Source organism: Saliphagus sp. GCM10025317, from assembly GCF_042663665.1.
Classification (GTDB): domain Archaea; phylum Halobacteriota; class Halobacteria; order Halobacteriales; family Natrialbaceae; genus Natronosalvus.
The window spans coordinates 1,019,528-1,041,182 of the sequence record NZ_JBHTAQ010000007.1 but is presented as its reverse complement, the minus strand read 5'-3'; the positions used below and the strand labels follow the sequence as shown (position 1 = coordinate 1,041,182).

The 21,655-nt window shown below is 65.9% G+C and carries 22 protein-coding genes and 1 tRNA gene; 6 read left to right on the top strand and 17 right to left on the bottom strand.

Going from position 1 to position 21,655, the window contains the following annotated elements:
- Positions 1-135 precede the first annotated feature (135 nt).
- On the top strand, positions 136-2,058 hold the full coding sequence (gene han / locus ACFQS4_RS19685; protein ID WP_500195725.1) for a Hef-associated nuclease: 1,923 nt from the start codon (positions 136-138) through the stop codon (positions 2,056-2,058).
- A 1-nt stretch (position 2,059) separates the two neighbouring features.
- On the opposite strand, the gene ACFQS4_RS19680 is transcribed toward han, so the two are convergent.
- The 4 genes from ACFQS4_RS19680 to ACFQS4_RS19665 form a co-directional block, all read right to left on the bottom strand.
- On the bottom strand, positions 2,060-2,695 hold the full coding sequence (locus ACFQS4_RS19680) for a phospholipase D-like domain-containing protein (RefSeq protein WP_500195722.1): 636 nt from the start codon (positions 2,693-2,695) through the stop codon (positions 2,060-2,062).
- The gene (locus tag ACFQS4_RS19675; protein WP_500195719.1) at positions 2,677-3,873 is read right to left on the bottom strand and encodes a phospholipase D-like domain-containing protein; all 1,197 of its coding nucleotides are present in this window, start codon (positions 3,871-3,873) and stop codon (positions 2,677-2,679) included. Before ACFQS4_RS19675 ends, ACFQS4_RS19680 begins: the two co-directional genes overlap by 19 nt.
- Positions 3,874-3,952: 79 nt before the next feature.
- Positions 3,953-5,197, bottom strand: a complete 1,245-nt coding sequence (locus ACFQS4_RS19670) for a HEAT repeat domain-containing protein (RefSeq protein WP_500195717.1) — start codon at positions 5,195-5,197, stop codon at positions 3,953-3,955.
- A gap of 201 nt (positions 5,198-5,398) precedes the next feature.
- On the bottom strand, positions 5,399-6,130 hold the full coding sequence (locus ACFQS4_RS19665; protein WP_500195715.1) for a protein sorting system archaetidylserine synthase: 732 nt from the start codon (positions 6,128-6,130) through the stop codon (positions 5,399-5,401).
- A 106-nt stretch (positions 6,131-6,236) separates the two neighbouring features.
- On the opposite strand from ACFQS4_RS19665, the gene ACFQS4_RS19660 reads away from it, so the two are divergent.
- Complete coding sequence (locus tag ACFQS4_RS19660) at positions 6,237-6,671, top strand: cupredoxin domain-containing protein (RefSeq protein WP_500195712.1); 435 nt, start codon at positions 6,237-6,239, stop codon at positions 6,669-6,671.
- A 125-nt stretch (positions 6,672-6,796) separates the two neighbouring features.
- Here ACFQS4_RS19660 and ACFQS4_RS19655 read toward each other — a convergent pair whose 3' ends face one another.
- The 5 genes from ACFQS4_RS19655 to ACFQS4_RS19635 all read right to left on the bottom strand — a co-directional run bounded on the left by ACFQS4_RS19655 (position 6,797) and on the right by ACFQS4_RS19635 (position 10,629).
- Positions 6,797-7,438: a 30S ribosomal protein S3ae gene (locus ACFQS4_RS19655; RefSeq protein ID WP_500195709.1), complete on the bottom strand. Its 642-nt coding sequence runs from the start codon at positions 7,436-7,438 to the stop codon at positions 6,797-6,799.
- Positions 7,435-7,722, bottom strand: coding sequence for a KEOPS complex subunit Pcc1 (locus ACFQS4_RS19650; protein WP_500195707.1), 288 nt, complete (start codon positions 7,720-7,722; stop codon positions 7,435-7,437). The genes ACFQS4_RS19655 and ACFQS4_RS19650 overlap by 4 nt, the downstream gene beginning before the upstream one ends.
- Complete coding sequence (locus tag ACFQS4_RS19645; protein ID WP_500195704.1) at positions 7,719-8,984, bottom strand: exonuclease; 1,266 nt, start codon at positions 8,982-8,984, stop codon at positions 7,719-7,721. Before ACFQS4_RS19645 ends, ACFQS4_RS19650 begins: the two co-directional genes overlap by 4 nt.
- A complete protein-coding gene (locus ACFQS4_RS19640) occupies positions 8,985-9,452 on the bottom strand; it encodes a 30S ribosomal protein S15 (RefSeq protein WP_500195702.1) in 468 nt (155 codons plus the stop codon).
- Between the two features lie 211 nt (positions 9,453-9,663).
- Positions 9,664-10,629, bottom strand: a complete 966-nt coding sequence (locus ACFQS4_RS19635; protein WP_500195700.1) for a hypothetical protein — start codon at positions 10,627-10,629, stop codon at positions 9,664-9,666.
- 167 nt (positions 10,630-10,796) lie between these two features.
- Between ACFQS4_RS19635 and ACFQS4_RS19630 the strand changes: the two genes are divergently transcribed.
- Positions 10,797-10,868, top strand: a tRNA-Ala gene (locus ACFQS4_RS19630).
- A gap of 106 nt (positions 10,869-10,974) precedes the next feature.
- Here the strand turns inward: ACFQS4_RS19630 and ACFQS4_RS19625 are convergent.
- Positions 10,975-11,292: a hypothetical protein gene (locus ACFQS4_RS19625; protein ID WP_500195698.1), complete on the bottom strand. Its 318-nt coding sequence runs from the start codon at positions 11,290-11,292 to the stop codon at positions 10,975-10,977.
- A 210-nt stretch (positions 11,293-11,502) separates the two neighbouring features.
- Here ACFQS4_RS19625 and ACFQS4_RS19620 point away from each other — a divergent pair, with 210 nt between their 5' ends.
- Positions 11,503-11,955 (top strand): hypothetical protein, encoded by a 453-nt coding sequence (locus ACFQS4_RS19620; RefSeq protein ID WP_500195696.1) that lies wholly within the window; start codon positions 11,503-11,505, stop codon positions 11,953-11,955.
- A gap of 218 nt (positions 11,956-12,173) precedes the next feature.
- Here the strand turns inward: ACFQS4_RS19620 and ACFQS4_RS19615 are convergent, their stop codons facing one another.
- From ACFQS4_RS19615 to pdhA, 7 genes are all read right to left on the bottom strand, one after another.
- A complete protein-coding gene (locus tag ACFQS4_RS19615) occupies positions 12,174-12,608 on the bottom strand; it encodes a helix-turn-helix transcriptional regulator (protein ID WP_500195693.1) in 435 nt (144 codons plus the stop codon).
- Positions 12,609-12,767: 159 nt separating this feature from the next.
- Positions 12,768-12,998: a SelT/SelW/SelH family protein gene (locus ACFQS4_RS19610; protein WP_312909324.1), complete on the bottom strand. Its 231-nt coding sequence runs from the start codon at positions 12,996-12,998 to the stop codon at positions 12,768-12,770.
- A gap of 50 nt (positions 12,999-13,048) precedes the next feature.
- Complete coding sequence (gene surE / locus ACFQS4_RS19605) at positions 13,049-13,939, bottom strand: 5'/3'-nucleotidase SurE (protein ID WP_500195691.1); 891 nt, start codon at positions 13,937-13,939, stop codon at positions 13,049-13,051.
- Positions 13,940-14,018: 79 nt separating this feature from the next.
- A complete protein-coding gene (locus ACFQS4_RS19600; RefSeq protein ID WP_500195688.1) occupies positions 14,019-15,521 on the bottom strand; it encodes a small ribosomal subunit Rsm22 family protein in 1,503 nt (500 codons plus the stop codon).
- Positions 15,518-16,369: a prephenate dehydrogenase/arogenate dehydrogenase family protein gene (locus ACFQS4_RS19595; protein ID WP_500195686.1), complete on the bottom strand. Its 852-nt coding sequence runs from the start codon at positions 16,367-16,369 to the stop codon at positions 15,518-15,520. Before ACFQS4_RS19595 ends, ACFQS4_RS19600 begins: the two co-directional genes overlap by 4 nt.
- Before the next feature lie 163 nt (positions 16,370-16,532).
- A complete protein-coding gene (locus tag ACFQS4_RS19590) occupies positions 16,533-17,732 on the bottom strand; it encodes a M24 family metallopeptidase (protein ID WP_500195684.1) in 1,200 nt (399 codons plus the stop codon).
- A 205-nt stretch (positions 17,733-17,937) separates the two neighbouring features.
- Entirely contained in the window at positions 17,938-19,017 is a 1,080-nt protein-coding gene (gene pdhA / locus ACFQS4_RS19585; protein WP_500195682.1) for a pyruvate dehydrogenase (acetyl-transferring) E1 component subunit alpha, read from the bottom strand.
- A gap of 221 nt (positions 19,018-19,238) precedes the next feature.
- Between pdhA and ACFQS4_RS19580 the strand changes: the two genes are divergently transcribed.
- Both ACFQS4_RS19580 and ACFQS4_RS19575 read left to right on the top strand, forming a co-directional pair.
- Positions 19,239-20,549: a M28 family peptidase gene (locus ACFQS4_RS19580; protein ID WP_500195680.1), complete on the top strand. Its 1,311-nt coding sequence runs from the start codon at positions 19,239-19,241 to the stop codon at positions 20,547-20,549.
- Between the two features lie 13 nt (positions 20,550-20,562).
- On the top strand, positions 20,563-21,567 hold the full coding sequence (locus ACFQS4_RS19575) for an NAD(+)/NADH kinase (protein WP_500195677.1): 1,005 nt from the start codon (positions 20,563-20,565) through the stop codon (positions 21,565-21,567).
- Positions 21,568-21,655: the final 88 nt, after the last annotated feature.

Sequence of the window (21,655 nt, the reverse complement as noted above, 5' to 3'; positions counted from 1 at the left end):
GCCCGGCGTCCCGGGTCGGTATCTCCGGCGGTCCGAACCGATACCGGCCGTGGGTTCTGCGCCCGTACCCATCGAAAGCGCCCACAGATCGCCTTGGCAAGCGTTATACGCGGCGAAACCAAACTACCGTCACCGATGACACGTGACTCCGCCGGAGGTTCCGGCGACAGTGAAGACGGAGATGTTTCCGTCGTCTACGATCTCGCTCCCGATTGCACCGCTTCGGACGTCGAACCCGACCGCCCCTACCTCGCGTCGATCAACGGCATCGTCGAGTACGGCGTTTTCGTCGATCTCTCGGAGAACGTCTCCGGCCTCGTCCACGAATCCGTCCTGGAGGGCACCTTCAGCGTCGGCCAGGAACTCGCCGTCGAACTCGAGGAGGTTCGCGACAACGGCGACATGGCCTTCCAGCCGGCCGACGTCGACCTCGAAGAGGACGACTACGTGGTCGAACCCGTCGCCCACGACTATCCCCTGACCGGGACCGACCGCCTCGAGGCGAACGTCGGCGAACAGGTTCATCTCGAGGGCGAAATCGTCCAGATCAAGCAGACCGGCGGCCCGACGATCTTCCACATCGCCGACGAGTACGGCGTCGTCCCCTGTGCCGCCTTCGAGAAGGCCGGCGTTCGCGCCTACCCCTCCGTCGAGGTGGGCGACATCGTTCGCGTTACCGGGACTCCCGAAACCCGCGAGGAGAGCGTCCAGATTGAGGTCGACGGCCTCTCGAAACTCGACGGCGAGGACGCGACCGAGGCCCGCGAGCGACTCGAGGCCGCCCTCGAGGAGCGCGCCCAGCCCCACGAGGTCGACCCACTCATCGACTGGCCCGCGTTCGAGAAACTCCGTCCAAACCTCATGGAGGTCGCGACCCTCCTCCGGCGAACCGTCCTCGAGGGGCGACCCATCCGCGTCCGTCACCACGCCGACGGCGACGGCATGTGCGCAGCCGTTCCCCTCCATCTGGCCCTCGAGAACTTCATCGCCGAGGTGCACCAGGACGAGAGCGCGCCCCAGCACCTGATCAAGCGCCTGCCCGCGAAGGCGCCGTTCTACGAGATGGAAGACGCCACGCGCGACCTCAACTTCGCACTCGAGGACCGCGAGCGACACGGCCAGCAACTCCCCCTCGTCCTCATGCTCGACAACGGCTCGACGGCCGAGGACGTACCCGCCTACGAGACGCTGGCCCACTACGACATCCCCATCGTCGCTATCGACCACCACCACCCCGACCCCGACGCCGTCGGCAGCCTGCTCGACGCCCACGTCAACCCGTACCTCCACGACGAGGACTACCGGATCACGACGGGCATGCTCTGTGTCGAACTCGCTCGGATGATCGACCCCGACCTCACCGACGACCTGCGACACGTCCCCGCCGTGGCCGGCGTCTCGGATCGATCGAAGGCCGACGCGATGGAACAGTACCTCGAACTCGCCGCCGAGAACGGCTACGACGAAGACCGGCTGCGAGACGTCAGCGAGGCCCTCGACTACGCCGCCTTCTGGCTCCGCTACAACTCCGGCGATCACCTGATCCAGGACGTCCTCGAACTCTCCGACGCCGACGAGGACCGTCACCGACGCCTGGTCACGTTCCTCGCCGACCGCTCCCGCCGGGACGTCGACCGCCAGCTCGACGCCGCCATGAACCACGTCGAGCACGAGCGCCTCGACAGCGGCGTCCACCTCTACCGGATCGACGTCGAGAACCACGCCCACCGGTTCACCTACCCCGCCCCGGGCAAGACCACGGGCGAGATCCACGACCGAAAAATCCAGGAGACCGGCGACCCGGTCATCACGGTCGGCTACGGGCCCGACTTCGCCGTCCTCCGCAGTGACGGTGTCCGCCTCGACATCCCGCGGATGGTCTCGGAACTCGAGGAGGAAATCCCCGGCGGCGGCGTCTCCGGCGGCGGCCACCTCGTCGTCGGCTCGATCAAGTTCGTCAAGGGCAAGCGCGAGGCAGTCATCGACGCCCTCGTCGAGAAGATGGCCGCCGCGGACATCGACGAGGCGCTCTCGAGCGCGGCGCCGCTCGAGAACTAGTCTAGAAGTAGATCCGCTCGTCGTCGACCGATTCTTCTTGCTTCCGCTGTCTTTCTCCACTCCGACCCTCGAACGCGAGCCGATGCCACCCGAGTACGCCCGCGGCGACCACGCCGACACAAACCGCACCGAGTAATTCGAGCGGGACGGGAAGCGGCGTCGTGTCCTCTCCCTCCCAGTCGGCCTCGAAGACGGTCGTGTAGTACGACGCGACCGACTCGCCGTGGAGAGCCAGGACGACTTCGCGATTGTTCCGCAGCGAGTTCCGGTTCCAGTTCAAACTCCCGAGAACGACCGTGTCGCCGTCGACGATCACCCCCTTCGCGTGAATCTTCTCGAATCGCTCGCCAGGTTCGACGAGTCGAGCCTCGAGTGGCAGGTCGTCTCTCGCCGCGGCCGTCTCGAGTCGCTCGATTACCTCGCGATTCGCCTCCTCGTTGTACCAACTGGCGTCGAGGAGGACGCGTACTTCGACGCCGCGTTCGGCCGCCTCGATCGTCGCCTCGAGCGCCGACGCGTCGTTGCCGATGCTGGCCTGAGTGACGTCGATCGACTCCTCGGCGCCCTCGAGCATCTCGAGGAGCCGACCCTCGGCATTGTCCGGTGCGAGCAGGAGTTCTACTCGCTCGAGAGCCACGGGTTCCGGTTCGTGGACGGTTGGATAGGTCCCGGGTGCTGGATCGGGCTCGACGAACGTCGCGGATTGCCGGTGCTCGGCCCACGGAGTGACGTCCCAGCCGTCCGCATCGGCCCGGAAGACCGCCTCCAGGTCGCGGGCGAGCGTACGATTCTCGACGACGATGCCCCAGCCACGACTCGAGGCACCGCCCAGTCCCGATGGCGACCAGTTTTCGGTGGTGACGAGGACCGTTTCGTCGACGACGGCGTACTTAGGATGGTGGTATCGATACCGCGCTCGAGGGCGCCCTCGAGCGCCGTCGCGACCTCCGGAGACGTGAACGTGTAGCCGGCGAGGCGAATCCGGTCATCGGCGTCCGTGATTCGTTCGCGTGCGACGTCGGGTGCATCCGGCAGGACGAACGCGGTTCCCGCCGTCTCACCGTAGGCGGCTACAGGCAGACAGGTCGCGCCTCGAGGCCACCACGCGTCCTGGTCCGGAGTGGTGGACGCGGCGGTCGCGTCCGGCTCCGACCGGTACCAGACCCTGGCCGTTCGCGCCCGGTCGTAGGTGACTTCGTCGACGAGCGTGCCGTCCTGGAGCACTCGGAGAATGTCCCCGTCGGCCGCCAGCCGGAGGTGTCCCTCGAGTTCGAGCACCTCGAGGGTCGTCATCGACGCCGTCTCGTCGGGGTCCATCGAGAGCGCGACCGGACCCGAGACCGTCGCGTTCGGAATCGCTGCCGTCGTGTGACCGTCGGTTACCGTCCAGTTCTCGAGTCGCGTTTGTGCCGGCACCTCGAGGACGAAGAACTCGCCGACATTGCCGTGGGTCGTCGGGTTCGGATAGACGGCCGAAACGTGTGGTTCAGTTCGGGGTTCGCTGTCGGACGTCTCTATCGCGTCGGAGAGATGCCCATCGCCAGAAAATGCCGTTGCTGCCCGAACCGGACAGGCCCGGCTGTCGTCGCGTGTGTCCAGCGACCGATTTCCTGTGAACGTTCCCGAGAACGTCCCGGGAATCCCGACTCGGCCGTCACTCGAGTCGACGAGGAGGTGACGGTGGCTCGCCGACGAGTCGACGCTGGCGCTGGCGGTGCCGACGGTGCCGACGGTTCCTATGGTTCCAACGGTGACGGTACCCACCGAGGCGGCGAGAAGCACGATCACGAGGAGGACGACCAGGACGGGGCGCACGGTCGGCTCTGGCCGCGCGTTCGTATATAAACTCTCGTCCTACGGCGACGGCGAAGAAGGTTTGGACAGGGTCTCGGTCTCAGGCCGTCGGCTCGAGCGCCGGCCCCGCCTTCTCGGCTTCGGCCTGGACGAGGTAGGCGCGGTCGTCGTCGTACTCGAGGAGTGCCTCGAGGGCGTCTTCGGTGCCGATCCGGTTGAGCGCCCAGGCGGCGGAGGCGCGGGCGGTGTCGTCGTCGTCCTCTTCGAGGAGGTCCGTGAGCGGGGAGATCGCGCGGGTGTCGCCGATCAGGCCGAGCGCGCGTGCGGCGGCGCTTCGAATCTCGCCGTTCTCGGCGACGAGTTGATCCGCGAGGGGCTGGACGGCGTCCTCGGCGCCGATTTCGCCCAGGGCCTTGAACGTCACCTTCTGGAGCAGCGGGTTCGAATCGTTGTCGACGTAGTCGACGAGCGTCTCGACGACCTCCTCGTCGGCGACGCCGATCTTGCCGATGATGGTGATCGCATCCTGGTCACGACGGGTCGCTCGCTGGAGCATCGGCTCGAGGGCTTCCTCGGGGCCCATTCGTTCGAGAGCCTCGAGGGCGTGTTCCTCCATGAAGTCCGAGTCGAACGTCTCCAGGGACAGCAAGATCATGTCGACGTTGTGTTGCTTCTCGTGAACCTTGAGGGCGTGCCACTCCGGCGGGTAGTCCTTGACGTGCTCGAGGACGTCGTAGAATCCCTGGGCGCGGAGTTGCTGGCGAACCGAGAGGTCCTCCCAGGCTTGAGCGTCGTCGATGCCGTCGGTGAGCGCCTCGGTGGCCTCGAGCAGCGCCGCGATGTCGTCGGCGTCGTCGTCGGGATCGAGGTCGGCTTCCTCGACGGCGACGCCGGCGTTCTCGAGCGTGGCGGTCAGCTGAGCGATGGTGTCCTCGCCGTCGGCGAGGCTCAGGTTCGTCCCGAGAACCTCGTTGACGTCGGTGACGAAGGTTTCGACGACGTCAACCAGTTCGGACTCGCCCTGTTCAGTCCAGCGCGTCTCGGCGATTTCGCCCTTCGCGTCGTCGATTTCGGCGACGACGTCCTCGGCGTAGGGGCCTCGAGCGTCCTCGAGGTCGGTGGCGAGTACGTCGAGGTCGTCTTCGAGCGACTCGTCTTCCTCCTCGAGGTCGGCCGCTTCGACGTCCGCCTCCAGGTCGGTGAGTGCGGCCTCCACCTCGTCGAGATCGGACTCGGTTTCGGCGTCCTCGAGGGCAGCCTCGACGGACTCGAGGCGCTCGCGGAGTGACTCGACGGTGAGTTCGTGTTCGTGTTCGTCGGCCGTTTCAGACTCCTCGTCGCTCATGGAACCACCCGGTGACCCGTCGACGTGCGGTGACGCAGTTCCGTCTTCATACCGGAGAATCGTGTCAGGATGCTCCTAAGCGTTTCCATCTGGCTACGGAGTGCGCCACTCGAGGTATGATTGTGAAGCGTGATCGATCGGGTCGTGCCCTCGATCTCCCTCGTCCGCGTTCTCGCCTTCCCCCTCGCCCTCGCGCGTCGGCTACTCCACACCAGCGGCACGCTCCTCGACCGGATGGGGCTCCTTGCGCCAGTAGAACCACGGACTCAGCGTCATGTAGGCGATACCGAGCGTGAGCAGGGCGTAGGGGAACGTCCGGCCCGCGGTGTTCGGGACGAGCATGGCCAGCGCGTGCACGACGCCCATGATGAGCGCGTCTCGAGCCAGCAGGTCGGGGTACCGAATCCGCGAAACCATCAGGTAACAGAACGCGCCGGTGACGGCGAGGACGAGCCAGGGGTCGTCGACGGGGTGACCGGCCAGAATCGCCGCACCCATGATCGTCGCCGCGAGCGTCGTCTGGATACCTTCGGTGTAGTCGTCGGCCGTGTCGTAGGCCGTGTAGAGGCCGAGTCGGGCGACGGCCATCGCGACGAACAGGGCACAGACGGCGGTGACGATCCCGAGTTCGACGGACACCGCTTCGAAGCCGATTCCGAGTCCATCGCTGACGACGACGAACGCGAGCACGGCGGGCGCGATGGCGAAGGAGGCCACGTCCGCCAGTGAGTCGAGGTAGGGGCCGGCCGCCGTCCCGCCGTACCGGCGCGCGAGAATGCCGTCGAGTCCGTCGGCGATCGCCGCGAGCAGGATCAACCGGGCGGCGAGACGAATGTCGACGAACGCGACGACGACGGCGACGAATCCGAGGCCCGCGTTGGCGATGGTCACTGCGTCGGCGATTCCGAGTCGGCCGACGAACCGGGGCAGCATACACCCGGGTTCGACCGGCAGCGCTCTTACGTGTTTCCGTTTTGCCCGATTCCAGCACAGCGGGAGCAACCGAGCGGGTTATGTCTCGCCTGTCCGAACGTCCGGTATGCACCGGCGCGTTTACCTCGCCACGGCTGGCAGCGCAGCCCTGGCGGGGCTCGCGGGCTGTACGGCCGTCGGGGACGTCGGCGAGCAGGTCTTCGGCGAATCCGAGTACGACATCGGAATGACCCGAAACGAGTTCCTCCCCGCCAAGTACGAGACGACCGGCAGCGAACCCGTCGTCTGGAAGAACACGAGCGAGTCGATCCACACCATCACCGCGATTGAGGGAAGGCTGCCCGACGAGGCCGAGTACTTCGCGACCGGAGACTACGACGATCAGGAATCGGCCGAGGACGCCTGGCACGACAATCACGGCGGCGCAATCGGCATTCGAGAGACCTACGAGTACACGTTCGAGATTCCCGGAACCTATCACTACATCTGCATTCCCCACGTCGGCGGTGGCATGGTCGGCCGCGTCGTCGTCACCGAGTGAATCGCGATTCGCCAGTGCGCTTTTCGAGGTCGCTTCGCACAACTCGCACAACTCGAGCAAACACCCGGCACACAGCCTACGCACCGCTATAGCCGAAGCGCTCGAAAAATCGATCGACAGGGAGTCTACTCGTCGACGGCGACGTCTTCTTCGTCGACGTCGACCGCGGTCGCCTCCTCTTCGGCGACTTCCTCGGGGTGAGCCTCGAGCGTCGTCTTCTGGATCTCGACGCGTCGAAGCGGGTAGATCGTCTTCGCCTCGCCGTAGATCGCCGAGGAGAGCCGTCCCTCGACGATGCTGTCGATGAGTTCCTCGAAGGTCCGGTCGGTAGCGGCTTCTTCGACCATCTGAACCATCTGCTGGCGGATGGCCTTCTCCTGGCTCGCGTCGGCCTTCTTCGTCGTAAAGGCAACCGGCTGGATCTGGAGGCGGTAGTCGTCGGTCGTCAGGACCGTGACGTAGGCCTCGATCTTCGAGGCACCGCGGCGGACCAGCGAGCGCAGGTAGTCGCGAGCCAGCGAGTGCTCTTTGAACTCCGTGTACGCGGCGTCGCTACCGACGTCGTTCACCTGGAAGGTGAGCTTCGTGTTGTTCTCGCTGGCGTTGTTCGTGAGTTCGCCGAGCGTCGTTTCGATGGTTCGGTCGTAGACCTGTTCGGGTTCGTCGGCGGGGGTCTCGCCGAGCTCTGCCCGGTCGAACTGCTCCGGGGCGAGCACGGTGTACCACCGCTTCTCCTGTTTCGCGCGTGAAACTGATCGTTCGCTCATTGTGTGTTAGTATCTGTGTCGTTCGTTCGTCCGTGCTGTGCTACTGTCGCGACGTCCGTCGCGACGTCCAGGTTGACGACGTAATCGTCGACCGTCGAGTGGAGGCCACCCGTCGTCTCGCGTTCGATCCGCGTGACGATGGCCGTCGACCCGTCTTCTGCCGACTCGAGTCGCGTCGCCATCTCCGACGTGTTGTCCGGAGCGATGGCCGCCGCAATCGTCGCCGAGTCGCCTGCCAGTCGCGTCCGAATCGTCGCTCGTCGCGTCGAGCTCGGCTCCGTCATAGGTGCTCCCTCACTGCCGCGATGACCGTCTCGTTGTCCTGCTCGCGGTCGCCGTATCGCAGCGTTCCGCCACGCCGACCAACGTCGTACGCCGTGCCGATCTCGAGGTCGCGAGCGACGGCCTCGAGAGTCGGCCCGAAGCCGCTGGCGTCTCGCGTCGCGAGCGCTGCTTCCCCGTCTCCGAGCGCGAGTACGGCAGGCTCGGGTGATCGGTAGGCGAGCACGAGGCGGGCCGCCGGTCGGACCGGCGCGTCACCGACGTCGACGACGAACAGGCCGTCGTACCGACCCGTCGATGCGTCGTCGATGGCCGCGTGGACGCGTCGTCCACAGGTCCGCCAGGCCTCGAGCGCGGGCTTTCCGGCCTCGTGGCCCATCGCGAGGGCCACGCCGGTTCCGGCCTCGAGCGCTGCCGTCGCCTCGAGGACGTCCGCGTAGCCCTCGAGCGTGGCGAACGGTCGGCCGTCGGTGATCGCGTACGGGCGAAGGAACCGCCCGATTGCCGTCGCGGCGTGTTCGCTGGCGTCGTCGTCGCCCACGACGTCGAGGGCGACGGCCGAGCCAATCGTTCGGTGGGTGTTTGGGTCCAAGTCCGGGTCGATAGCGTCGCCGTTGTCGTCACCGTCGATGGCGACGTCGACCCCAAGTCCCTCGAGCGCGTCCACCACCGCGCCCTCGTCACCCGACCAGGGCGCGAGACAGCCCATCGAGGCGGCGAGGCCGTCGACGACGTCCGCAGTCGGAACGCCGACGCCGGGTCGTCGCTCCAGTTGACCGCTCTCGAGGGCCGACTCGAGCACCCACTCGGACTCGCCGGCACCGGGTTCGATTCCGGCGGCGATCGTTCCGGCGAGGGTGAGCACGGGGTCGGCTGACCCCTCCAGGTCGCGGGCGAGTTCGGCCGCGGCGAGCGTCGCCGGGCGGGTCTCGGTCTCGAGGGAGACGACGTCCGCTGCGTCGGCGTCGGTGTCGGTATCGGTATCGGCGCCGGCGTCGTGCGGACCGATCGCGACCGACACCGTTCCCGGCGTGCGATCATCACTCGGCTGCAGGCGCGCCGTCCGATCACCGATCGTCTCGCCGACCGTCACCTGGAACGGCGTCTCGCGGTCGGTGAGGGTTCTGGCGAGAAGGCCGGCCGCGGCCAGTCCGTCGCCGTCCGCCCGCGTGACAATGCGGACGAAGTCGGCACTCTCGAGACGCTCGAGCGCCGGTGCCGACGAGGCGGACGAATCGACCTTGGCGCGACCTTCCATCGTCATCTACTCCTCGAGCAGTTCGACGGCCGCGTCGTAGGAGTACGCGAAGTCGGGGTCGATCTCCGTCCCGCGGTAGTACGAGACGAGGCGTCGAACCTTCGACTCGGTGTTCTGCAGGGCGCGCTTGTTCTGGGCGTCCTGGGGGTTCGCTTCGACGTGCTCGCGCAGTCGAATCGCTCGTTCCATCAGGTTGTGGAGGTCCTCGGGGAGGTCGCCTTTCGCGTCGTTCTCGTCGAGGATCTCGGTGACCTTCTTGCCGGTCGCCAGCTTGACGTCCGGGATTGGCGTCCCCGTGACGCCCTCGTCGCGAAGTTTGAGGCCGATCTGACTCGGATCGTGCCCCTGCTCTGCCAGTTCGACGACGCGAGATTCGATCTTCTCGGCGTCGACGTCGCTCCACTCCGGTGGTTCGTCTGCCGCCGGCTTGTCCGAACCGGACGTGCCACGGCGGCGGGTGTGCATTCGTGCCATTGGTCGAGGATAGGAACCGCACTGACCGCGAGGCGTACCGTTGCAACTGTCAGCTCTCGCTGGATGCACTTCCGCAATCCCGAGTCACCCGACAACTGCGGGGTGACGAAGTCAGATTTGCGGCCGTGCGCTTCCCACTTCCTTCTTCTCGGTCGGAGGCAAAAGCGTTGCGACCTGCGGCTCGCACTGTCTGGACTCGGTAGCGCTCCGATCAGGCCGGAGCCGCCGGGCCGTCCCGTACTTTCGTTTCGTCCTCCGCGTCGGCCCGCCCGAGTAACTCGCGGAACTTCTCGGAGCGCGCTTCGATCCGCGCCCGGGTCTTCGCATCCGGCGAGTGATTCCGCGACTCGAGCAGGAACGTCGTGATGACGACGGTCTTCACCCACGGTTTGAGCAACCCGGTGTAGACGGTCAACACGATGGCCCCGACGACGAGCCAGCCGGCGAACTCGATCGTCGTCGAGAGGCCACCGAACGCACCCGCTAGGGGCGTGAGCGCCAGGAGGAGCGCCCCCGTGACGGCGTACATTCCCACCACGATGAGGAGCGTCGAGCCCAGGACGGACTTCCAGGTCTTGGCGTACAACACCAGTCCATCGCCCGCGGCCTGCCAGCGGTTGTCCTCCTCGGTGACGAACAGGTGAGCGACGATCGCCTCGTCGATGTAGGTCGCCGCGAGCGCCAGGGCCCGCCCCAGGAGTTCCACGATCTGCTCGAGGCTCGGGGCGAAGTCGACGAGGTTCGACACCGACAGGAGGCGACGGTTGAACTGCTCGAGCACTCCCTTGACGACCTGATCGACGGCGAACAGGGCGCTGGCTTCGGTGAAGTTCGCTTTGACCTGCTCGATCCCGTAGGTGACCTGATTCGGCGGAACCTCGCCCGTGTCGATCACGTGGGCGATGACGGCGATGTGTCCCGCCTTGACCAGGTAGAGGACGTACCTGACCAGGAGCCGCCATGCCTTCACGAATAGCGCGAGCGCGACCAGGAGGCCCACGATGGCGATCCACCCCGAGATGGTCCCCGCGTCGACGAACGTGTAGGCCATCCAGCCGATGGCGCCGAAGTAGAGGAGCGATGCAATACCGAGTGCGAGCCCGATGCCCAGTCGGAGGAGGACGAACGGAAACGTCTGGAGGTAGATGCCCGTCGCCAGCCTGAAGTGTAGTTTCATACACCGGCTCTGGCTTCGGTACGGTATTTAAACTCGAGGAGCGGGCGGGTTTGGATTGTCGGGTGGAGGAGGGCTCGAGCGCCCGAAAACCATGTGCCAGCGTAGCGTCCCTGCGGAGAATTCGAGGGGTTTATCTATGCCCGCCGGAAAGCAGAAGGTGCGTACGAGGGCTTGTAGATCAGCGGTAGATCACTCCCTTGGCATGGGAGAGGCCCCGGGTTCAAATCCCGGCAAGTCCATGTGTGAATTTTCAGCTCGTTAAATCCTGAATTGCTTTTCCTCTTGGTTTACGTACACAATACTTGAAGCAGGAATCAATCGCACTCTTCTTCCAGATGTTGGCTACTACTTCCAATCAGCCAATTCTTGCAGGTCACCATCTAAGAGTTCCTCACGACGTTCCTGTAGAAATGATAGTGCCGCTTCGATATCGTGGTCTGCACCAATCCTTTGCCACATGTACGTCCCGGTCCCACTTGCTACCTGGGTGCCGAATTCCCGTTCAATCCCTTCCCTCACCTCGCTAGATGGGATTCCTTTCCAGGATTCTGGAAGATAGGGGTCATCCGATTTCCTGGGAACGACTTTATTCAGAGCACAGTAATTCATAGCCATCTGTGTCTTCTCTCCTGCCTCGTGATAATCCGTGATCCGTTTTGGCATATCTGAGCAAATCACCTTTTGATACATAATATTGGTGAATAATGGTGTAGAACTGAAGATAGTGGACCGAGTAGTAGTCCGTCTCTGGTCGATCTCGAGGAAACCCCTTTTAGGGGCCCTCGAGCCAACACGCCACAAACCCAGTTAGAACACCGACAGTGGATTGACAGTCCAAAAACTCTATGCGATGGGAAACCGAGTGGACGCTAAATGGTGTCACATCATGCAACGTGGGAAGATACTGAGGACGGCTACAAAAATGGGGAGATAGGTGTCTTCGTTACCCCCACACACGCCGTTTCGAAAGACAGGGTGGACTACGCTCGAGTTCGCGACACGGAGGCAGACACAACCGTCTACTCAGTTTCGTTCCGGACGGGGATCGAATCGGGGTACGAGAGACGCAAACCGCTCGTGGATTTCGAAGACCCGCGGACGGCATGGGAGTACGCGAACCTCGCCACCCATTACATCGAACACGCTCACATAGCCGAATTCGCCGTGTTGGAACTACAGGGTCGAGGGACGCCGACGGACCAGAACTGGATCCCAGACGGGGTCGTTGCAGACATGGCTGCGGAAGCGGTAATGCGAAAGATGCTCGGCCGCCACGAATCCCAGTTAGATGACGCGCTCGAGCGTGTACCTGCGGCGATCTCGTAGCTGCATCTACTCTGTCCTCGCTCCTACCAGTCGTCTCACGAACGTCGGTCCGTGGTGGAACGGTTCGACCAGGAGCGCCCCGTCAGAACCAGGCTACATCGCACCCCTTCGAGCTCGACGATGTTCCGTCCGAAATACCGACCTGGACGCGAAATCGGAAAGCCAGCGCTCGCGCCGGTTGCTCTCGAGAAGTCCCCGACCCCCGTAAAATCCCTCAGTTACTCGTTCAGATGCGACCGGTACCCCTTGGGCTCGAAGCCGCGCCGACAGATGACGCGCTTTCGCCCGACCGTGATCGCACTGACCTGATTGTCGTCTTCCATCTCCTCGACGACTGCCGAGAGATGTGATTCCTTCCATCCCGTTTCCTCCAGGATGGTCGTTTCGTCGACGCGCCCGCCGCGTTTGACGAGGAGGCGAAGAACTTTGTCCTCGTCAGCGATTTCGCGATCGCTGGCGCCGTATTCGACCTGTTCGGCGTAACTCAACGTCTCCTTGTTCTCTCGAGCGGCCGGTCCTGTGGTCGGTTCCTCGGGGGTCGCATCGGGATCGGAGGGCGTCCCGGAAGCCGACTGGCCGTCGACCGATTCAGCGTCTGCAGTCTCCGATCCGAAGAGGGACGAAAGACGGTCTCGAAGTGAATTGAATACCATTTGTGTGATCACCAACCTCGGTTGATATCGCTGATAGGATGTGCTCCTACCTTTCTCTTGTGCTCGCAGGATTATATGTGTCCGGTGTCGAGTCGCTTCTCGAGAATTGCATCGAGTCCGACATCTCCGCTGGCCACGGTTTGGCGATCAGCCCGCCGGTCACAGGTCGGCTCGAACGGCCCTGACGATCTCGTCGACGTCGAACGACTCCTCGCTGACGTCGAAGACGACCGCGTCGTCGACGCGAACGACGAACACCCCGTGGTCGCCGACGGTGAGCGTCGCCGACTCGAGTTCGCCGCCGAACGATCGCATAACGGCCGCCTGGACGTCGAGCGCGCGGTCGAGAAAGCCACAGGGGTGACAGTACTCGATCTCGAGGGAGGTCATGTCACAACTGGCGTTCCGGATACGGAAAGTGGTGGCGGCCCCAGTCGAACTCAAAACTCCGGACGCGAACGCTCCTCGAGTCGGCCGTAGGACGCCACGAGTTCCGACAGCGAGTCTGGATCGGCCACGGTGTGGGGAGCCGTCAGCGGGGAGACGCTGATTCGACCCTCGGCGACGGCTCGCCGGTCGGTCCCCTCGGGGTCGGGGATGACGTCGGGGTCCATATCCTCCCAGACGCGGTCGTGGAGGGTGACGCCCGTCTCGTGGCGACTCGCGTCCATCTCGTAGCGTTTCGACGGGCGCGTGAGCTCGAGCGGGGCGAGGTCGACGCTCTCGGTCGCGCCGTCGGGCATCGGGGCATTGACGTTGAGGTACGCGACCGTCTCGAAGACCCCGGACTCGAGGCCGCGTTCGGCGAGGTAACGGGTCGCGTCGGCGGCGAGGACGTAGTCCTCGGTGGTCGTCTCGACGTCGGTGAACGCGAGGTCGCCGGTAGGGATGTACATCGACGCGGCGATTGCGGGTACGTCGAAGAACGCGGCCTCGACAGCGGCGCTGACGGTGCCCGAGCGCCCGAGGACGTACTCGCCGAGGTTGGCGCCTTTGTTACACCCCGACACGACGAGGTCGGGATCGGTCGGGCAGAGTTCCGAGAGGCCGGCGACGACGCAGTCGGCGGGCGTGCCGTGAACGGCGTAGCCGAGGTCGTGCTCCTCGACGTCGACGTCGTTCGAGAGGGCGCGACCGATGGCGCTCTGGTCGGTGGCCGGGGCGACCGTCGTCACGGTGCCGAGGGCGGAGAGTTCGTCGTACAGCGCTCGGAGGCCGGGGCTGTCGATCCCGTCGTCGTTCGTCAGCAGAATCTCGAGGCCGTCGTCGTCCCGGTCCCGGTTCCGGTCCTGGTTCCGGTCTCGATGTCGCTCGCTCTCGCGCTCGCTCATACCCATCCGTCGGCGTCGTGATCGAAAAGTGCTCCGTTTGGGGAACGTTGGACCTCCCGGTTCGGCCCTGTCAGCCGATTCACCCGATCCGGTCGACAATCGTCTCCTCGTCGACGACGAGGTTGTACGCGCCCTCGTCGTCGTTCCAGAGGACGAGCACGTTCTCGAACGCGAGTACGTCGCCGTACTCGGCCTCGAGCAGGGGCCGATTGAGCGCGGTTTCGTTCGTCACGACGGCGTAGTGGTCGACGGCCTCGCTGCCGTCGCTGATCTTAAAGATCGGGTTCGGTTTCCGGTCGTCCGCATCGTGCTCCCGGGGCCTGCCGTCCCCTCCACGAGCCTCGCTCAGGGAGTGGCTCAACTTCGCGGCCGTCAGGTCGATCCGATTCGTGACGTGGCGTTCCATCTCGGCCATCTTCGCCTGTCCGCTCCCCTCGAGCCCGATCGCGATCCGTCGGGTTCCGTCCCGCCGGAGAATCGAATAGGAGAACTGGACGTCGACGTTGACGAACTCGCCGGCCTCCGCACCCTCGCCAGCCGCTCGGTCGAGCTTTCGCTGGAACGACGGCACCTCGAGGTCCGGGTGGACGTCGAACGACCAGCCCCGATCCGTGGGCGATTCGCCGCCCCACAGCCGAACGGTCGGGCCGTAGACGGTGACGCCGTCGGCCTCGAGGGTTCGCTCGAGTTCCCGGAGTTCGATGCTGGCGTTCTTGTCGGCGGGCGCCATCGCCACCAGCGAGCCGTCGGGCGCGAGCCACTCGAGCGCCCGTCGAAGGACGGCTTCGGGGTCCTCGAGTTCGCTGAGGACGTTACAGGCGAGTACGAGGTCGAACGCGGGGTCCGCGTCGTCCGCGTCGGAGTCGCGACTATCGTCCAGGGACCCCGGGTCGAACGACTCGATGGTCGTTCGATGGATCGTCGCGTGGACGTTTTGCCCCGTCTCCTCGAGCAACGCCTCGAGCACGTCGGCGCCTTCACCCGGTTCAACGGCGTGATAATCCACCAGCGAATCGTCGGGGAGGAATTCGAACAGCCCCAGCGCGGGGCCGCCGACGCCGGCTCCGACGTCGAGCACGCGCAACCGTCGCTCGAGCAGCCCTCGTTCGGCGAGGTCGTCCAGGGCGTACTGGATCGCTGCGTAGTAGCCCGGCAGGTGGTAGATGGCGTAGCCGGCGGCGACGTCCTCGTCGTAGGAGACGGACCGTCGCTCGAGGTACTGGGACTTCATCCGCCGAATCGTCGACCGGAGGAGCGAACCCGAGGGGCCTTCGTGCCAGTCCACGCCGTAGCGGTCGACCAGGTTCTCCTCGAGACGGGTGACGTACCGCTCGGGTAGTCGATGAACGGGATCGGTGGTGGCCGCCGACCGCGGCGGCACCGGTTCGTCGCTTACGGGGGCGAACGTCCCGTCCTCGCGCTCGACGAGGCCGAGATCGAGCGCCTCCTCGCGGAGGATCTGGGCGACGACGGCCGGGTGTGGTTCGCCCTCGACGTAGCTGCTGATCTCCTCGGGATCGATCGGTCGGACCTGGCGCAGGTACTTCGCGTTCGACCGGATGGCCTCGCGCTGGTCGGTCACTCGCGGTCACCTCCGTTTGCGCTCTCGGCGTCGTTTTGGACGCTCGTTTCGCCGTCGTTCTGGACGTCCGTTTTGCCGTCCTCGAGTCGGTCTCGGCCACTCCATCGGTCCGCCGCCTCGTCGTACAGCGACTCGAACGCCTCGCCGTCGGCATCGGCGATCGCTCGAGCGGCCTCGGCGACGGCGTCGGCGCCGTCGAACGTTCGCTGGACGTCCGCGTACACGCGGGAGCTGCCCCCGGTGACGTAGGTCGCGAGTCGCTCGAGGTCGTCGTAAATCGGCGTCTGGAACCCCTCGGGGACGCGTTCGGCCGCCAGGGCGAACGACAGGATGGCGGCGTGAGCCGCCGCCTGGACGGACTCCATCGCCTGGTCGTGTTCCTCGGGCGTGGTCTCGACGAGGCGGTTGCCCGCTGACTCGAGCGCCGACAGCAGCGAGTCGGTGACCGGCCCCTCGCGGGCGCGAACCGTCGCGATCGACCCCGGCGCCCGCTCGGGGGCGAACAGCGGGTGCAAACTCACTCGCTCGAGGTCGTCGGCGTACGCGGCCATCGCCTCGAGCGGGGTCGTCATCACGCCGGTGACGTCGAGCACGGCGCGTTCAGCCCGCCTCGCGTGGCGCTCGATCGATGCCTCGACGCGACCCATGGGGACGGCCACGCAGACGGCGTCGTAGGTCGTCGTTCCCTCGAGGTCGGCGGTGGTGCCGCCCACGGTTTCGGCGGCGCGCTCGGCAGCGTTCTCGTCGACGTCGGCGAACGCCAGCGTCGCGTCGACGGACGGATCGTCGGCTATCGCTTCCCCGAACCACGTTCCCATCGCGCCGGCGCCGACGATCAGAACCTCCATTGGGGACCGCTACCCGTCGCCGGCGCAAAAACGGTTCGGTGGGCGGCGGCCCGTCGCTCGAGTCGGTGTGGGGCGCCGATCGAGTCGCTCGGCTGGTTTGGATGCACCACCTCACTCGAGTCGGTTCGGCACGACCACCTCACTCGGTTGATTCGGCCTGCGCTCACTCGCTCGGTTCAGCGCGTACCGATGGCTCGAGGTCGATTGGATAGTCGGTGAGGTTCTCGTAGCCATCTTCAGTGACGACGACGAGGTCCTCGATGCGGACGCCGCCGACCGCCGGGTCGTAGATGCCGGGTTCGACCGTGACCACGTGGCCCACCTCGAGTTCCTCACCCGAGGGCGAGAGACTCGGCGATTCGTGGATGTCGAGACCGACGCCGTGGCCGGTGCTGTGGATGAATCCCGTTTCGGTGCCGGGATCGCTCCGGAAGGTGGCGTAGCCGGCGTCCTCGATGACGTCGCAGACGGCGTCGTGGACAGCCGCGCCGGTCGCGCCGGGTTCGATCGCCTCGAGGCCGGCCTCGAAGGCCTCGCGGGTGACCTCGTAGCGCCGGCGCATCTCGTCGGTCGGATCGCCGCGACAGAACGTCCGGGTCATGTCCCCGAAGTACTTCGTCTCCTTGTCGCGCGGGAAGATGTCGACCACGATCAACTCGTTCGCCTCGAGCGGGCCGCTCCCGCGGTCGTGGGGATCGGCGCCGTGTTCGCCGCACGCGACGATGGTCTCGTCGAGCGAACAGCCGTTTCGCAGGAGCGCGACCTCGATCTCCTCCGTGACGCGCTCGCTGGTCAGGGGCTCGCCCTCGTGGTGGAGGACGCCGTCCTCGACGTCTGCCCCGGCGATCAGGCTCTCGGCGACGGCCATCGCCGCCTGGTTCGCCCGCTGGGTGCGGTGGACGTGCTCGACCTCCTCGTCGTGTTTGACCGAGCGAATCTCGCCGACGATTCCGTCTGACTCGACGGTCACCTCGAGGCCGCGCTCGCGGAGGCCGTCGGCCGTCCCGGTCGGGAAGCTGCGCGGGACGGCGACCGAGGCGACCTCCCGGTCGTCGAGGAACCGCTCCAGGACGCGGAGGAACCCCTCGTAGCGGCCGTGCTCGGCGATGAGTTCCTGGGAGTCGTACGTCGCATACCGGGTGACGGTGTCGGCTCCCGACTCCTTGACGGCCCGGCCGTACTCGAGACCCGAGACGAGCAGGTGGACCTCGCCGTCGGGCGTGACGAGCGTCTGGTAGGCGTCGGGCGCGGAGAACCCGGAGACGTAGCGCTGGTCGGAGTCGGTCGCGTCGTCGTCGATGAGGTAGGCGTCGAGTTCCTCGTCGGCGAGGAAGTCTGTGAGCGGTGACAGATCGATCTCCATGCCAGAGCGTGGGCGTGCCGCGCTAATAATTACCGGGAAAGCGGAACGGTGCGAAGGCTCGAGCGCGGGAAAGCGGAACAGTGCGAAGGCTCGAGCGCCGCCGTCGGCACCGCAGGCTCGAGACAACGAGCACGCTCGCGATCTCGAAAACCCGCTCGAGAATCGGCGGCGACGGCGACACGCCGGAAAACAGCCCGGAACCGGCTCAGTGTCCGAGCGACGGGTCGTCGGGAAGCTGTCGTCGCTGACGGGCGTAGCGCGGGTGCTCGCCCGCGTACACGTGATCGAACATCGTCTCGGCGTCGGGGTCGGACTCGGATTCGGCCGTCTCGACCGCCGACTGGACGCGCTCCTCGGCCAGCTCGCGAACGGCCTGTTCGTCCTCGTCGGACCAGCCGACGGTCGACTCGAGGTACTCGCGGGTTCGCTCGAGGGGGTCGGTCCACTCGTCGGCTTCGTCCTCGTCCCGGTAGACGTCAGGGTCGTCGGTGGTCGTGTGCGGTCCGCGACGGTAGGTGACGGCCTCGAGGAGGGTCGCACCGCCGCCGTTCCGCGCGCGCTCGAGGGCCTCGTTCACGACGTCGTAGACGGCCAAGACGTCGTTGCCGTCGACGCGGACGCCCTCGATGCCGTAGGCGTCGGCCTTCTGGGCGATGGTGGCACTCGCCGTCTGGCGCTCCCGTGGCACCGAGATGGCGTAGCCGTTGTTCTGACAGAAGAAGACGGTCGGCGCCTCGAAGACGCCCGCGAAGTTGAGGGCCTCGTGGAAGTCGCCCTCGCTCGTGGCGCCGTCGCCCAGGCTGGCCATCGAGACGACGTCGTCGCCCTTGAGATTCGAGGCCATGCCCATGCCGACGGCGTGTGGGAGCTGGGTCGCGATGGGGATGGTGATCGGGAACGTCCGGAGGTCCGCCTCGTCCTGGCGGTCGACGTAGTTTCCTCGACCCATCAGGTGGCGGATGACCTCCGAGAGCGGGAGGCCACGCGAGAGGTACATCGCGTGATCGCGGTAGGTCGGAAAGAGGTAGTCCTCGTCGCTAAGGGCCATCGCGGCCCCAATTTGGGCGGCCTCCTGGCCCTGCATGGGGGCGTAGGTACCGATCCGCCCCTGTCGGTGGAGGCTGATCGCTTTGTCGTCGAACGTTCGGGCGAGTACCTGTGTCTCGTAGAGTTCGAGGAGCGTCTCCTCGGAGTGGGTGAGGGAGTACTGTGGACCCTCGTCCTCGTCGGCATCGGCTTCGAGTTCCGGCAACACACGAACGATTTCATCGACGTGACTGGCCATAGTAGATTCCAACGGTCTATCAGGGAAGATGCTGTACTAGCTAATAAATGATGGGCTTTACCCCGGTATGGTAAAGATACGCCAACTATCCTTAAAAGAGCACAACGATTCGTCGAGAATAATCCGAAGATTCGGGCAATTTTTGACGATCCGTCGACCTCGCCTCGTTCCGGACGACGGATTCCCAACAGTTAGGCTACCGGGACGACCTACTCCGGCACATGTCCACGTGGATCGGCGACGTATTCACCAGTGACCGTGGTTGGAACCACCTCGAGGCCCTCGTCGACGTCGGCAATCGCATGACCGGCTCGTCGGGCGAACGCGAGGCAGCGGAACTGACGCGCGACGCGCTCAAGGCCGCCGGCGCTCGAAATGCGAGACTCGAACCCTACGAGATTCAGGGCTGGGAACGCGGCTCGAGTGCGATTCGGGCGGACGGCCTTGAACTCGAGTGTATCGCGCTTCCCCGCAGCCCCTCGGCGTCGGCAACGGCCCCGCTGGTCGACCTCGAGTACGGCCTCCCCGAACAGTTCGAGGACGCCGACCTTGAGGGCGCGGTCGTCATGGTTCGAAGCGACATTCCGGACTACTACGACCGGTACGTCCACCGGCGCGAGAAGTACTACCACGCGGTCGTGAACGGGGCGGCCGGATTCGTCTACCGCAATCACGTCGAGGGCTGTCTCCCGCCCACGGGAAGCGTCGGGACGCCCGAAAACCCCGTCGGCGAGATTCCGGCCGTCGGCGTCTCGAGCGAGGTTGGTGCCAGGCTGGCCCGGCGGTTCGACGGCGAGGAGATCGAGGTCGCCGTCGAGGCCACAGTCGAGGACGCCGAGAGCCAGAACGTCCACGCTGAACTCGGTCCCGAGACCGACGAGCGCGTGCTCGTCACGAGCCACGTCGACGCCCACGACATCGCGGAGGGCGCCCTGGACAACGGCGCCGGCACCGCGATGGTGGTCGAACTCGCGAACGCTCTCGCCGCCCGCGAGGACGACCTCGAGACGTGCGTCGAGTTCGTCGCCTACGGCGCCGAGGAGGTCGGACTCGTCGGCTCAGCACACCACGCCGACACCGCCGACCACGACGAAATCAAGGCCATCGTCAACAACGATGGAGTCGTGCGCGGACGGACACTCTCACTGACCACCCACGGCTTCGACGCCCTCGAGGAGGTCGCCGACGAGGTGTCCGACCGCTTTGGCCACCCCATCGAGACGATCCCCAAACTCGGCCCGCACAGCGATCACTGGCCGTTCGTCCGGTGGGGCGTCCCCGGCACCCACGTGATGAGCACGTCCGACGAGGTCGGTCGCGGCTGGGGCCACACCTTCGCCGATACGTTCGAAAAACTCGAGAAACGCGACCTCCTCGAGCAGGCTATCCTCCTCACCGAGTACGTCGTCACGCTCGCGAGCGACGACGTGACCACCGAGCCGAAGTCGACCGACGAGATCGTCGAACGACTCGAGGCCGAAGATCTCGCCGAGGGGATGCGGATCACCGGCGACTGGCCCTACGACGAGTGACGGCGAGGGTGGTGTGACCGCCGACACGTTTGGCGACGACAGCGACGGTGAGCACGACGAGGACGACGGCGAGTGCGACGGCGGCGCTCGGAACCGCACGTTTTTGGTCGATCCCCGGCAACAGAGTCGTATGGACGAGGACGGGTTGACGCTGGGCGACGCGCCCCGGATCGGGATCGTCGCGGACGACGTGACGGGTGATTCGACTCGAGCGGCCGGCTCCGGCACGATCGCCAGCGGGAACGGAGCGACGGACGAGAGCGCAGGGGCAGGGGCTGGTGAACGCGAGGAGGCACTCAAAGACGCGCTCAGCGCATTCGACGGCGATTTCGAAGTCGTCACCGGATCGCCAGACGAGGTTCACGACGCCGCTCCGGACCTCGTCGTCGCGGTCGGTGATCGCGCACTCTCGTCGCTCGCCAGGCTCGAGAACGCCGTCGACGCGCCGATCCTCCCCGTGGCGACCAGCGCCGGGGTCGCTCCGGTGGCCCTGACTGACCTTCGGGAGGCGGTCGACGCTCTTGCTCGCGGCGACGCGACGATCATGCGCCACCCACTGGTCTCGGTCGTCGCCGACGATTCGGTCGTCTCGAGGGCCGTCTTCGACGTCTCGCTCGTCACCGACGAACCGGCCCAGATTTCGGAGTACAGCGTTCACAGCCGCGGGAGCACGCTCGCGGCGTTCCGCGCGGATGGCGTGGTCGCGGCGACGCCGGCCGGAAGCCACGCCTACGCGGCCGCCGCCTCCGGCCCCTCGCTGTCGGCGGCCGTGGACGCCCTCTCGGTGGTCCCGATCGCCCCGTTCACCACCCGAACGCGCCACTGGGTGGTGCCCGACGACGACCTCACGCTCGCCGTCGAGCGCGACGAGGTCGCCGTCTCGCTCTGTGTCGACGATCGCTGTCTCGAGACGATCAGCGTCGGTGCGTCTGTCTCGATCCGGGTCGAGCCCGAACGCGCGCTCGCGTGTCTCGAGTCGCCGGTGAGTCGTGGGCCGTTCGCTGGCCCGCAGCCCTAGTCGGCATCGACCGATCGTGCTATACCTGCCGTAGCAACCTCACGAATAGCGTTTTCGCCACTCGAGCGCTCTCGGACAGTCGCGCGCG